Genomic DNA, 13,128 nt, shown 5'->3' on the forward strand with positions numbered 1-13,128 from the left:
TACTTGTCTGCGTCTCAACGCGGACGGGGCGCGCCCCGCAGTGGAGCGCGCCCCGTCGTCTGGGCCTGTTCTCAGGCGTCCAGGTCGGTCTCCAGGAGGGCCTTGAGGTCCTCGAGGGCCGCCTCGGCGCCGTCGGCGTCGGAGGCCAGGGTGACGACGTCGCCGAAGCCGGCGCCCAGGGTCATCACACCGAGGATGGAGGAGGCGTCAACCGCAGCGCCGCCCTCCTTGGCAATGGTGACCGGGACGCCCTTCTCGGCGACGGCCTTGACGAAGGTGGCAGCGGGACGGGCGTGCAGACCGACCTTGGAAGCGATGGTGGCGGTGACCTGGGCCATGTGGAGCTCCTTGTGACATGTGGGGGCTAACGGTGCGGGAACCGGATCGTGCCCCCGCACCGGTATGAGCAGCGCAGCGGCTGCCGTCCCGGCCGAGACTACCCGAGATCACGGCTCTGTTGCACTGTTCCACCCCTCAAAATCACGGTTTGTCGTGGCGGTGCTTGTTCAAGAACCGGTGTAGGGAGCCAGGACGACCTCGACCCGCTGGAGCTCCTTGACGTCCGCGTAGCCGGTGGTGGCCAGGGTGCGGCGCAGCGCTCCCATGAGGTTGAGTGTGCCGTCAGCGCGGTCGGAGGGGCCGTTGAGGATCTCGGCCATGGTGCCGACCGTGCCCACGTGGCTGCGGAAGCCCCGCGGCAGGCGCTCATGGCGGGCCTCGGCGCCCCAGTGGTAACCGCCGCCGGGAGCCTCCTCGGCCCGGGCCAGGGCGGCCCCGAGCATGACGGCGTCCGCGCCGCAGGCGATGGCCTTGACGACGTCGCCGGAGTTGCCCACTGAGCCGTCGGCGATGACGTGGACGTAGCGGCCCCCGGACTCGTCGAGGTAGTCGCGCCGGGCCCCGGCGACGTCGGCCACGGCGGTGGCCATGGGCATGTGCAGCCCCAGGACCTGGCGCACGGAGGAGGAGGCACCGCCGCCCTGCCCGACGAGGACCCCGGCCGCGCCGGTGCGCATGAGGTGGAGGGCGGCGGTGTAGGTGGTCACCCCGCCGACCACCACGGGCACGTCGAGCTCGTAGATGAAGCGCTTGAGGTTGAGGGGCTCAACGGATCCGGAGACGTGCTCGGCCGATACGAAGGAGCCGCGGATGACCATGAGGTCCACGCCCGCCTCGACCACGGTGCGCCAGTGACGCTGCGTCTGGGCGGGGCTGAGTCGCCCGGCGACGACGACGCCGGAGGCACGGATCTGGGTGAGCCGCTCAGTGATGAGCTCGGGCCTGACCGGGGCGCGGTAGACCTCCTGCAGGACGCTGGTGGCCCGGGACGGATCCGCCCGGCGGATGCGCTCGAGCGCCTCGGTGGGGTCCTCGTAGCGGGTCCACAACCCCTCCAGGTCCAGCACGCCGATCCCGCCCAGACGTCCCACCAGGATGGCGGTCTCGGGGCTCATCACCGAGTCCATGGGGGAGGCCATGACCGGCAGGTCCACGTGGTAGGCGTCGATCTGCCAGCCCACGCGCACCTCGGAGGTGTCCCGGGTGCGACGCGCCGGCACCAGGGCGATGTCGTCGAAGGAGTAGGCGCGCAGGGCACGCTTGGAGCGTCCGATCTCGACCTCTGTGCTCATGGCCCGATCCTAGTGGGGCCGGTCCGGTATCCACCGGAGCGACCGGCGGGGCGGCCACGCGCACGGGGGCACCGGACACAGGCCGAGGCGCACTGGCACCGGCGCATTGATGTCGCAGCCCGGTGGCATGCTGGCCCCATGAGCACCCCGCACTCCTTCTCCATGTCCGACGCCGCCACCCCCGTTCCCTCCGCCTGGCCCTTCGGCCCCCTGCTCGGCTTCGACACTGAGACCACCGGAGTGGACCCTTCCGGCGACCGTCTGGTCACGGCGGCGCTCGTCTGGCGGGCGGCTCCTCGGGCCGACGGCGTCCGGCCGCAGTCGGTGACCACGTGGCTCGCAGACCCCGGCGTGGAGATCCCCGAGGCCGCCGCCGCGGTCCACGGCGTGACCACCGAGCGGGCCCGCGCCGAGGGGCGGCCGGTGACCGAGGTGCTGGCAGAGGTCAGTGAGCACCTGGTGGAGGCGATGGCGGCCGGCACCCCGGTCGTCGCCTTCAACGCCTCCTACGACCTCACACTCATGGAGGCCGAGCTCGCTCGCCACGGGCTGCCCACGATGCGCTCTCGCCTTGGCCGAGAGCTGGGGCCCATCGCCGACCCGCTGGTCCTGGACCGGGCCGTGGACCGCTACCGCCGCGGCAAACGCCGCCTGGGCGACCTCTGCGAGGTCTACGGCGTGCACGTCGATGAGGCCCTGCACACCGCGGAGGTGGACGTGGCCGCCACACTCGATGTGCTCGAGGCCCTGGCCGCGGCCCACCCGCAGCTCTCAGAGCTCAGCCCCGATGAGCTCGTGGCCTACCAGGCCCGCGCCCACCGCACCTGGGCGGAGTCCTTCAACGAGTGGCTGGCGCGCAAGAACCCCTCGCGGACCCCGGCCCAGACCGCCTGGCCGCTGCCGGACTCCCCCACGCACTGAGCCCCTCCAAGCACCCCTGCCGCACAAACGGCAGGCACGCCCATACACAGGGAGCCGGCCGGATCACTCCGGCCGGCTCCCTGCGCGGCAACGTTCTGCTGAGCCTGTCTGGTCAGCTGGACTCCGACGTTTCAGACCCCGTCGCGGCCGGTGTAGTTGGGGGCCTCGACGGTCATCTTGACGTCGTGGGGGTGGGACTCCTTGAGACCGGCGCTCGTGATCCGCACGAACTGCCCGCGCTCCTTGAGCTCGGGGATCGTGCGCGCGCCCACGTAGAACATGGACTGGTGCAGCCCGCCCATGAGCTGGTAGACAACGTCGCCCAGCGCTCCGGAGTAGGGGACCTGCCCCTCGATGCCCTCGGGGACGATCTTGGAGTCCGAGGAGACGTCGGCCTGGAAGTAGCGGTCCTTGGAGTAGGAGGTGCGCCCGCGCGAGCTCATGGCGCCCAGTGACCCCATGCCGCGGTAGCGCTTCCACTGCTTGCCGTTGACGAAGACGAGGTCGCCGGGAGACTCCGTGCAGCCCGCCAGCAGGGAGCCGAGCATGACCGTCTCCGCCCCGGCCACCAGGGCCTTGGCAATGTCACCGGAGTACTGCAGGCCGCCGTCGGCGATGAGGGGGACCCCGGCGGGCTTGCAGGCGCGAGCCGCCTCGTAGATGGCCGTCACCTGGGGCACACCCACGCCGGCGACGACGCGCGTGGTGCAGATAGAGCCCGGCCCCACCCCGACCTTGACGGCGTCGGCCCCGGCGTCGATGAGCGCCTGGGCGCCCTCACGGGTGGCGACGTTTCCGCCGATGACCTCGATGCCGCCGAAGGCGGAATCGGACTTGAGGCGGGAGATCATCTCCAGGGCCAGCTTGGCGCCGCCGTTGGCGGTGTCGACGATGAGGACATCCACGCCAGCCTCAGCCAGGGCACTGGCACGCTCCCACGTGTCTCCCCAGTAGCCGACGGCGGCGCCCACCACGAGGCGCCCCTCGGCGTCCTTGGTGGCGTGGGGGTACTGCTCGGTCTTGACGAAGTCCTTGACGGTGATGAGACCGGTGAGGCGCCCCTCGGCATCGACCAGGGGCAGCTTCTCGATGCGGTGCTCAGCCAGGAGCGCTTTGGCGTCCTCCCGAGAGATGCCGGTCTCGCCGGTGATGAGGCGATCACGCGGCGTCATGCACTCGCGCACGGTCAGGCTCGCCCAGCGCTCCGGGGGGACGAAGCGCAGGTCGCGGTTGGTGATGATCCCCTGAAGGTTGCCTCCCGCGTCGACGACCGGCAGGCCGGAAACCTTGTAGTGGCCGCAGAGCTCGTCGAGCTGGGCGATGGTGGCATCCGGCCCGACGGTCACCGGGTCGGTGACCATGCCGGACTCCGAGCGCTTGACGCGTCGCACCTGCTGGGCCTGGTCCTCGATGGACAGGTTGCGGTGAAGGATGCCGATACCACCTTGGCGAGCCATGGCAATGGCCATGTCCGACTCGGTGACCGTGTCCATCGCGGCCGAGAGCAGCGGGGTGGCCAGGCTGATCCTCGGGGTCAGTCTGGAGGTCGTATCGACCTCGGAGGGGATGACGTCGGTCAGCCTGGGCAGCAGGAGAACGTCGTCGTAAGTGAGTCCGGTGGGGGCAAAGACGTCAGGGCTGGTGATCGAGTCGCTCACGGGACCATCGTAGGACGTCCTGACCACCCTGTGCATATCCGCCAGCACCGGCCTGTCCACCCCACCAGCCACCGGCACCGACCCCCGACACCGAAGCGCCCGGCGGAGCAGAGCCGCCCCCTCACCGAGGTGACGAGCGTCCCAGAAATAAAGCAACAATGAATGCGGAACGTTTCAGAAAAAAGATGCTCCTCAGACATACATCATTCACAAAACGTTTCTGCTATTCGAGCGCCATATTCTGGCGCACGTTTTCAGACAGTCAGAACGCAGACATCCAGCAAATCTGGAGAAAATTTCATTGTGAGATAGAATGATTCTTCTTGATTAACGCACCGCGCGATCTTATCGTTAGATATAGCGCACCACGTTCGGTGTGCCCGACCGCCATATCCAAAGGAGGGGAGGGAGGCAATGCACGACTCATCGCGTCTGCCCGGTCCGATCTCCACCCTCTGGGAGTGGCAGTACCGGGGGTCCTGCCTCGGCATGGACTCCTCGGTTTTCTTCCATCCCGAAGGAGAGAGAGGCGGTTCCCGTCGACGGCGGAACGAACGAGCAAAGGCCATTTGTCAGGACTGCCCCGTCCTGGAAGAGTGCCGGGACCACGCCCTGAGCACTCGCGAGCCCTATGGCGTCTGGGGAGGCATGAGCGAGGAGGAGCGGCGCGCTTACTACGAGCGGCAGGCACGCCGTTTCGCCGACGAACCGGCCTAACGCTCCGCCCTGTTTCAGGGAATCGACAGCACGGACGTTTCCAACTCACAACAATCGTCAAGACATGGCGCCTCCATACAGCAGGCACTGTGCGCACGCGTTGAAGGGGGAGGCACCCCAAGGTGCCTCCCCCTTCAACGTGCCGTGGCGCCAGTCGGCGCACACAACCTCAACGGGTCACTTGGTGACGACCGCCAGGACGTCGCGCGCCGACAGGATGAGGTAGTCCTCACCGGCGTAGCTGACCTCGGTGCCCCCGTACTTGGAGTAGATGACGACGTCACCCTCGGCGACATCGACGGGCACGCGGTTGCCGGAGTCGTCAATGCGACCCGGGCCCACGGCCACGACCTTGCCCTCCTGGGGCTTCTCCTTGGCGGTGTCGGGGATGACCAGGCCGGATGCGGTGGTCTGCTCGGCCTCAGCGGTCTGGACGACGATACGGTCCTCGAGCGGCTTGATGGAGATCGACATTGGAGACCTCCTCCTTCTCTTCAACGTGCAGTAGAACGGCTTGTTCGCCCTCCCCAGACGTACCCGACCGCCGTCGCGGGGGTCGGTCCGGCACGATGCAGGAGTGCGAGTCGCAGAAGGTGCCCGCCCCGCGTCCCAGGACCGGGCGAGCACTCCGCTGCGCCTGACGGAGAATCTACGACGGCGTTAGCACTCAGTCAACGCGAGTGCCAAAGCGTGGCGGCGGTTTCGCCGTGGGCGTCAGCCCTCGTCAGCGCCGGTGCTCCCGGGTCCAGGCGACAGCCTCCTTGACGCTCGTCTCTTGGCGCCCCAGGGTCGGGTCTCGTCGAGAGACGACATCGACGACGGCCTTGATCGCCGCCGCTCGCTCGCGCGTCCAGCTGACCGTCCACCCGATGCGGTCGCTGCGGGCCCGCGAGTCACCGACACCGTCAACGTCGAGTCCGACTGAGCGGCAGATGGCGACTGCGCGCGGCTCATGGAAGTCTTGGGTCACGAGCAGAGCCCGCTCGATCCCAAAAATCCTGCGTGCCCGCACGCAGGTGTCGTAGGTGTCGAAGCCCGCGTAGTCCAAGGCGATCGCCTGCTCGGGGATCCCCCGGGAGAGGAGGTAGCTGCGCATGACAGTGGGCTCGTCGTAGCCGGCGCGCCGGTTGTCCCCGGAGACCAGGATCGCCTCGACGCGGCCGCTGGTGTAGAGCTCGGCGGCGGCGTCGAGGCGGTGGGCCAGCCAGGGTGAGGGCTGCCCGTCAGCGTGAACCGCCGCCCCCAGGACGATCGCCACCGGTGCCCTGGCCGCCGCACCGTCGCCGGATCCTTCACCGGCGATCTCGATGTGCCCGGCACTGACGGTCCACGCCCAGGCACTGGCCCCGGCCGCCAAAAGGGCCACGACCCCCATGACTGCCACACAGATCCGTACCAGTGGACGCAGAAGCGACCGGAGGTGTCCCACAGCGTCAGGCCCCTGGACTGGGGCTGTGCTCACGCCGTCGTCCTCGCGCCCTAAAGCGGCGCCAGTCCCCTGACCGGCACCGAGCCGGGACTCCTCCTCAGCCATCAGCCACCCACCCGCCTTCCCGTCCAGCACCTTTCGGCCCTGCCTGCGCGCGGGGCCTTGGCCACAACCCTACTCACCACCTGCCAGGCGCAGCACTCAGGGGTCTGAGGGTCCCCGAGCCCCCGCCCGGCCTCCCCGCCTGGACCCGCCTTTCCGCCCCGCCCAGTGAACATCACGCCCACTGGCAGGTTCTGCATGGAATGATCGGGGGTGATGGCTGAGAACCACGTTGCGCTCCTCCTGACCCCCGAGGGCTGGGAGCTTCTGTCCTCCCTGCCCCCCTACGACCCCTCCGAGGCCCTGTCCCTGGGGCGCTCCCTGCGCGAGGAGGGCCACTCCCCTGCCCTGGTGGCGGCTGCGCTGACGCAGCAGCGCCTGCGCGAGCGGGCCGCAGCGAAGTTCGGGCCCTTCGCCCAGCAGATGCTCTTCACCGCCGACGGCCTGGAGCAGGCCACCCGGCTGACGGTCTCGGCCCACCATGCGGCCCGTTACGCGGCCGCGGGCGTGACGAAGGTCGCGGACCTGGGTTGTGGGATCGGGGGTGACGCCGTTGCCCTGGCAGGGCTCGATCTGCCGGTGCTCGCGGTGGACCGAGATGAGGCCGCGGCCGCCCTGGCCACCATCAATCTCATGCCCTTCCCCCACGCGAGCGTCGAGTGCGCCGACGCCTTGGAGATCGACCTGGTCGAGCGGGGGGTGGACGCCGTCTTCGCCGACCCCGCCCGCCGCGCCGACGGGCGGCGCATCACCGACCCGGAGCAGTGGTCTCCGGCTCTGTCGCAGGTGCTCGCGCTGCGTGAGACCGTGCCCGCCCTGGGAGTCAAGGTCGCTCCCGGCATCGACCACGCCGCTCTGCCGGCCGACGCCCACACCCAGTGGGTGAGCGTGGACGGCGACGTCGTCGAGGCGGCCATCTGGTGCGGTCCGCTGGCACCGGAGGGGCCCGGGCGCTCCGCACTGATCCTGCGCTCGGGGGCGCAGGGCCCAGCCGCCTGCACACTGGTCGATCCCAGCACCACCGACCCCTCACAGCCGCCGGTCCAGGTCGACCCGATCGGCTCGCCCGAGGAACTGGGCAGCATCATCCACGTTCCCGACGGCGCCGCCGTACGCGCCGGACTCATCGCCCACCTGTGCGAGACCCTGGACGCCAGGCCGGTGGGGCCCCGGATCGGCTACCTCACCGGAGAGCGCCTGCCCGATGAGGCGACTGCCCCCTTCGTGCGCTCCTTCCGTCTCACCGAGGTCCTGCCGCTACGGCTCAAGGCCCTACGCTCCCGTGGCCGCGAGCTCGGTATCGGGCGTCTGGAGATCCTCAAGCGCGGAGTCGACGTCTCCCCCGACGCCCTGCGCGCCTCGCTGAGGCTCAGCGGTCAGGAGTCGGAGACCTGGATCCTGACCCGGGTGGGAGACAAGGCGAAGGGCGCCGTCCTCGTCGTCGAACCGATCACCGGCGTCTCGTCAGCTCACTCACCGACGTAACAGAACCCTTCCCGCGACAACAGACCCCTGTCACCACCCGCGAAAGCCCCGAGGAACCCGAGGAGACCAGGACATGCAGGACACGACTGACACAACGAGCCCTATCGCCGCTCCTGCCGACGCTCAGCCGTCGCCGGCTCACCGCCCCCAGTCCCTCCCCTTCGCCGGCTCGGCCCGCTCCACGTTGGGGGTGGAGTGGGAGCTGGCCCTCATCGACCGCGACAGCCTCGACCTGCGCCAGTGCGCCGAGGAGATCCTCCAGAAGGTGGGCCCGGACCCGCACGTGCACGGCGAGATGATGCTCAACACCATCGAGCTGGTCTCCGGGGCCCGCAGGACCGTGCCCGAGTGCATGGAGGACATCGCCTTCGCCTTCGACCGCGTTCTTTCCGTCACCGATCCCCTGCGCGTGGACCTGGCCTCGGCCGGGACCCACCCCTTCGCCGACCCGCTGGTGCAGAAGGTGACCAATGCCGAGCGCTACGCGCGCCTGGTGGACCGCACCCGGCTGTGGGGTCACCAGATGCTCATCTTCGGCACCCACGTCCACGTCGGCGTCGAGGACCGGAGCAAGGTCCTTCCGATCCTCAAGGCCCTGCTCACGCGCACCGCCCACCTGCAGTGCCTGAGCGCCTCCTCGCCATTCTGGGCGGGGGCGGACACTGGCTACGCGGACAACCGCGCCATGATGTTCCAGCAGCTGCCCACCGCCGGCGCCCCCGAGCAGTTCAGCACCTGGGAGCAGCTGGAGAGCTACACCGGGGACCTGGTCCACACCGGCGTCATCGAGGACTTCACCGAGATCCGTTGGGACGTGCGCCCCTCGCCGCGCCTGGGAACCATCGAGGTGCGGGCCTGCGACGCCGCCACGAACCTGACCGAGCTGGCCGGCATGGCGGCGCTGACCCAGTGCCTCGTGGAGTCCTTCTCCCGCACCCTGGACCGGGGTGAGGAGCTCGATGCGCTGCCGGACTGGTACGTCGCCGAGAACAAGTGGCGCTCCGCCCGCTACGGCATGGACGCGATCCTCATCGTCAACTCCGCCGGTGAGGAGGAGCTGGTGGGAGACACGGTTGAGCGGATGCTCACCGAGCTCGCTCCCGTCGCCGAGGATCTCGGGTGCGCCGCGGAGCTGGAGTCCGTGCGCACCACGCTGGAGACGGGGGCCTCCTATCAGCGTCAGATCGCCGCCGTCGGGGCCTATGGAGGGCAGCGGGAGGCGGCCGTCAGGCTGCTGCTGGCCGAGGCCCGGGCGGGCAGGCCCCTCCGCCCTACAGAGGTGCTCTCGCTGGCGGCCAAGTCCTGAGCCGCACCTCCCTCGCGCTTGTCCTCTAGACGAGTGCCCAACCGCGCGCCCGGGTGCGCTGCTCCCAGAAGCTGCGGTAGGGCCCGTCGACGGCCACGAGCTCATCGTGGTGTCCCCGCTGGGCGATGCGCCCGGCGTCGTTGAGGACGATGACCTGGTCGGCGGCGGCGATCGTCTCAAGCTTGTGGGCGATGACGATGAGGGTCGAGGTGCGGCGCAGCTCCTCCATCGCGGCGACGATATTCGCCTCGTTCTCGGCGTCCAGCGCGCTGGTGGCCTCATCGAGCAGGACGATCGGGGCTCGTTTGAGCAGGGCGCGGGCGATGGAGACGCGCTGGCGCTCACCACCGGACAGGGCCCGTCCGCCCTCTCCCACGCGCGTGTCCCATCCATGGGGCAGGCGGTGGATGATCTCCGTGACGCCGGCGAGCCCTGCGGCCCAGCGCACCTGGGCGTCGTCGGCCGCGGGGTTGCCGATACAGATGTTGGCGGCCAGGGTGTCGTCGAAGAGGTAGACGTCCTGGAAGACCATGGAGAGTTGTTCCATGAGCTGGGATGTCGGCATGTCGCGCACGTCGGTGCCGCCGACACGCACGGTTCCCGAGTCCACATCCCAGAAGCGGGCGACGAGGCGGGCGATGGTCGTCTTGCCGCTGCCGGAGGGGCCCACGATCGCGCACATGGTGCGCGCGGGCACCCTCATCGAGACCCCGGTCAGGACGGGCTCGTCGGGGCGGTAGCCGAAGGCAACGTCGTCGAGCTCGACGGCCCCCGGCTCGGGCAGCGCACTGGGCTCTTGCGGCTCGGCCATGAGCTCGGCGTCCATGACGGCATCGAGGTGGTTCATCATCTGGCGCCGCTCCTCCACGCCCATGACGGCTGCCCCGATGTCGTCGAGCATGGTGGTGAAACGCAGGCACATGCCGATGACGGCGATGGCCACCAGCGGCTCCATGGTGCCGGAGGCGGCCAGTGAGGAGGTCAGGACGATCATGGCGACGACGACGATCTGGCTCAGCGCGCCGTTGACGAGGTTGCCGGCGGACTCCCACCACAGGGCTCGCCTGGAGGCGCGGGCCCCGTCGTCGAAGGCGGCGGTCAGGCGGCTGTAGCCGGAGGCTGCCCGACAGGATCGCAGGGCACCCTGGCAGCGGGCGATCTCGACGATGCGGGTGGCGAGCTCACGCTCGGCGGGCTCGGAGATGGACTTACCGCGGTCCAGCAGACGGCGCGAGAGGCGCACGAGTCCGGCGAACAGGGGCGCGGCCACCGTCAGCAGGACTCCCAGGCGCCAATCCCAGGCCCAGGAGCCGACCCCGACGACCACGCATGCAGCAGCAGTGGAGGTGAGCAGGTACATGAAGTGGGCGGCGGACTCCCCCAGGGCCACCATCTCCTGGCTCACGGCCCGGGACAGGGTGCCGGCGGAGTCGGCAGTGAACCAGCGCAGGGGCAGGCGCGCGATCCGGTCACCCACCGCGTGATGGACGTCGTGCATGAAGCCCAGCGCCCCCGACATGCCCATGCGCCGTCCCTGGAAGTCGCAGACGGCCGCGCCGAGACCGAGAACGACCAGTACGACGAGCCAGCCGCCGAAGGACAGCCCCCATCGGGGCGCACCGGTCGCCAGAGCCACTGAGGCGGGCAGCAGCACCAGCAGCGCGAGTCCCACCAGGACCCCGTTGACTCCCGCCAGGGCGATGCACCCTCGGGTCTGCCTCCAAGAGGAGTCGGTCATGAGTCGGCGGAAGCGGGACAGCAGGGAGTCCGCCGGCTGGGAGGACCCACCGGGGGTGGAGGGGACCGGGAGCGCGGCCCCCGCCCTCCCGCCCCGGTCATCGACGCGGGAGGGCACCGCTACCGGGGCACCGCCGTCAGCCGCACTGTCAACCTCACCGTTATCCGGGCTGTCGGCCGCGCCGTCGGCGAGTGCGGGGCTCTCCATCCTGGCGGCGGTCTCGTCACCATCCACCTCCGTGGCACCTTCGATCTCGCCGGCCTGGCGCAGCAGAGCCCGGTAGTGGGGCTCATCTGCCAGGTCATCGTGGGAGCCGGCGGCGACGATGCGTCCGCCGTCCATGACGGCGATGCGGTCGGCGCCGCGCACGGCAGCCGGCCGGTGGGCGATGACCAGGACGGTGCGGTCCTTGACCAGGGCGCTCAGTGCCTCCTGGATCTCGGCCTCGGACTCGGGGTCGGCCATGGCGGTGGCCTCGTCAAGCACGATGACGGGGGTGTTCAGCAGGATGGCGCGGGCGATGGCGATGCGCTGCTCCTGTCCACCGGACAGTGCCGTGTCCTGCCCTAGGACGGTGTCGTAGCCCTGCGGCAGCGCCATGATCTCGTCGTGGATGCGGGCCACGCGGGCGGCGGCGCGCACCTGCGCCAGGTCGGCCTCGGGGCGCCCGAGGGCGATGTTCTCGCGCACGGTGGTGGCGAGCAGCTGGGCGTCCTGGAGGACGAAGGAGACGGTGGAGTACAGGGTGGACTCGTCCATGTCCCGCAAGTCCACCCCGCCAATGCGAATAGCTCCGGCGTCGGGGTCGGCGAAACGGGCGATGAGGGTGGCCAGTGTCGACTTGCCCGAGCCGGAGGGGCCCAGCAGCGCGGTCACGGTTCCCGGTTCCAGGGTCAGGCAGGCGTCGTCGACGGCAAGGACCTCCCCGTAGGAGAAGGAGACGTGGTCGATCTCGACTCGCGCCGCGCGGGGCTGTTCGGGCCGGTCGGCGGCGGGAAGGACGGGGGTGTCGAGGACCTCGCACAGCCGCAGGGCCGCCGCGCCGGCAAGCTGGTAGGACCAGGAGATCGAGGCGATGGTGATGAGGGCGGCAGGCAGGACCAGAGCAATGAGGGTCGTGGCCAGGACCTGGGGCAGGGTGACGGCCCCGGCGTGGATGAGCAGCGCCCCACCGCCGAGGTTGACCAGGAGCAGTACGGGGATGGAGACCCAGGTGAAGGACAGGCAGGTGACGGTCACCAGGGGCATCGCCCAGGCGCGGTAGAAGGCGGAGAACTCGTCCGCGGCGGTGAGGTAGGCCGAGTGCGCTCGTCCCACGCGTCCGAAGGCCTTGACCACGCTGATCCCGGAGACGAACTCGACCATGGCTGAGGAGATGGCTGCCAGCTTGCGGTCCATCTCCACGGTCTTCTCGTTCATGCCGCGCATGGACACCGAGTAGGTGAGCACGTAGAGGACGAGTGTGGAGACGGCCAGCAGGGCCAGGCGCCAGTCGATCCAGAAGGCGCAGCCCAGCAGGGCCAGCGGGGTGACGATGGCGTTGAGGCGCTCGACGGGACCGTGAGCGATGACGGTGTGGACGAGGGTCGTGTCGTCCTGGACGGCCTTGCGCAGGCGCCCGGAGCTGGAGGCAGTGAACCAGGACAGCGGGGCATGGGAGATACGCGCAACGATGTCGCGGCGCAGGCGGTCGCGCAGGGACAGGTCGGCCAGGTGGGTGATGAGCAGCGCCAGGAAGTACAGCAGCAGGCGGGTGGAGTAGGCACTCACAAGCACCATGACCGCGCCTGACACCTGCTGGGGATCCGGGCTCAGGCCCGCCCGGTAGGCGCGCAGCAGGATATCGCCGAGCTGGACCAGTGCGATGTAGGGGGCCACGGCCAGGATCGCGGAGAGCAGGACGAGGGCCTGACCGATCCGCAGCCGGGTGCGCACGGGGGCACCGAGGCGGGCGATGGCTGCCTGCCCCTCGCGCGAGCGCTGAACGTTGCCCTGCGGGGTCGCCTCAGCTGCGTCGTCAGGCGCTGCCGCGCCGGCTGAGGGCGGCGACGACGGCGCGGGCGATGGATGCGGCGAGGCTCCCGGAGCTGACGACTGTGTCCGCGTGTCCATCAGGTGTCCCTACCTTCCGTCGACCCTAA

10 protein-coding genes are annotated in these 13,128 nt (G+C 69.9%); 4 read left to right on the plus strand and 6 right to left on the minus strand.

The features are described 5' to 3' along the window. Positions 1-71: 71 nt before the first annotated feature. Positions 72-338 carry an HPr family phosphocarrier protein gene (locus AXE84_RS01815; RefSeq protein WP_010614584.1) on the minus strand — a complete coding sequence of 89 codons (267 nt, stop codon included), beginning with the start codon at positions 336-338 and terminating at the stop codon, positions 72-74. Positions 339-506: 168 nt separating this feature from the next. Beyond that, a complete protein-coding gene (locus AXE84_RS01820; RefSeq protein WP_060956634.1) occupies positions 507-1,631 on the minus strand; it encodes a GuaB3 family IMP dehydrogenase-related protein in 1,125 nt (374 codons plus the stop codon). A 138-nt stretch (positions 1,632-1,769) separates the two neighbouring features. On the opposite strand from AXE84_RS01820, the gene AXE84_RS01825 reads away from it, so the two are divergent. Continuing rightward, entirely contained in the window at positions 1,770-2,552 is a 783-nt protein-coding gene (locus AXE84_RS01825; RefSeq protein WP_060956635.1) for an exonuclease domain-containing protein, read from the plus strand. A 131-nt stretch (positions 2,553-2,683) separates the two neighbouring features. Here the strand turns inward: AXE84_RS01825 and guaB are convergent, their stop codons facing one another. Continuing rightward, positions 2,684-4,246 carry an IMP dehydrogenase gene (gene guaB, locus AXE84_RS01830; protein ID WP_236750203.1) on the minus strand — a complete coding sequence of 521 codons (1,563 nt, stop codon included), beginning with the start codon at positions 4,244-4,246 and terminating at the stop codon, positions 2,684-2,686. A 378-nt stretch (positions 4,247-4,624) separates the two neighbouring features. Between guaB and AXE84_RS01835 the strand changes: the two genes are divergently transcribed. After that, positions 4,625-4,927 (plus strand): WhiB family transcriptional regulator, encoded by a 303-nt coding sequence (locus AXE84_RS01835; protein WP_010614579.1) that lies wholly within the window; start codon positions 4,625-4,627, stop codon positions 4,925-4,927. 177 nt (positions 4,928-5,104) lie between these two features. Here the strand turns inward: AXE84_RS01835 and groES are convergent, their stop codons facing one another. Together groES and AXE84_RS01845 are read right to left on the minus strand one after the other, a co-directional pair. Continuing rightward, a complete protein-coding gene (gene groES / locus AXE84_RS01840; RefSeq protein WP_003789398.1) occupies positions 5,105-5,401 on the minus strand; it encodes a co-chaperone GroES in 297 nt (98 codons plus the stop codon). 250 nt (positions 5,402-5,651) lie between these two features. After that, complete coding sequence (locus AXE84_RS01845) at positions 5,652-6,302, minus strand: SanA/YdcF family protein (protein WP_075415401.1); 651 nt, start codon at positions 6,300-6,302, stop codon at positions 5,652-5,654. Between the two features lie 372 nt (positions 6,303-6,674). Between AXE84_RS01845 and AXE84_RS01850 the strand changes: the two genes are divergently transcribed. Both AXE84_RS01850 and AXE84_RS01855 read left to right on the plus strand, forming a co-directional pair. Next, positions 6,675-7,943 carry a class I SAM-dependent methyltransferase gene (locus tag AXE84_RS01850; RefSeq protein WP_010614577.1) on the plus strand — a complete coding sequence of 423 codons (1,269 nt, stop codon included), beginning with the start codon at positions 6,675-6,677 and terminating at the stop codon, positions 7,941-7,943. A 73-nt stretch (positions 7,944-8,016) separates the two neighbouring features. Beyond that, on the plus strand, positions 8,017-9,249 hold the full coding sequence (locus AXE84_RS01855; RefSeq protein ID WP_178388701.1) for a glutamate--cysteine ligase: 1,233 nt from the start codon (positions 8,017-8,019) through the stop codon (positions 9,247-9,249). A gap of 25 nt (positions 9,250-9,274) precedes the next feature. Here AXE84_RS01855 and AXE84_RS12335 read toward each other — a convergent pair whose 3' ends face one another. After that, positions 9,275-13,099, minus strand: a complete 3,825-nt coding sequence (locus tag AXE84_RS12335) for an ABC transporter ATP-binding protein (protein ID WP_081093014.1) — start codon at positions 13,097-13,099, stop codon at positions 9,275-9,277. Between the last annotated feature and the right edge of the window lie 29 nt (positions 13,100-13,128).

It is taken from the genome of Actinomyces oris, from assembly GCF_001553935.1.
Classification (GTDB): Bacteria; Actinomycetota; Actinomycetes; order Actinomycetales; family Actinomycetaceae; genus Actinomyces; species Actinomyces oris_A.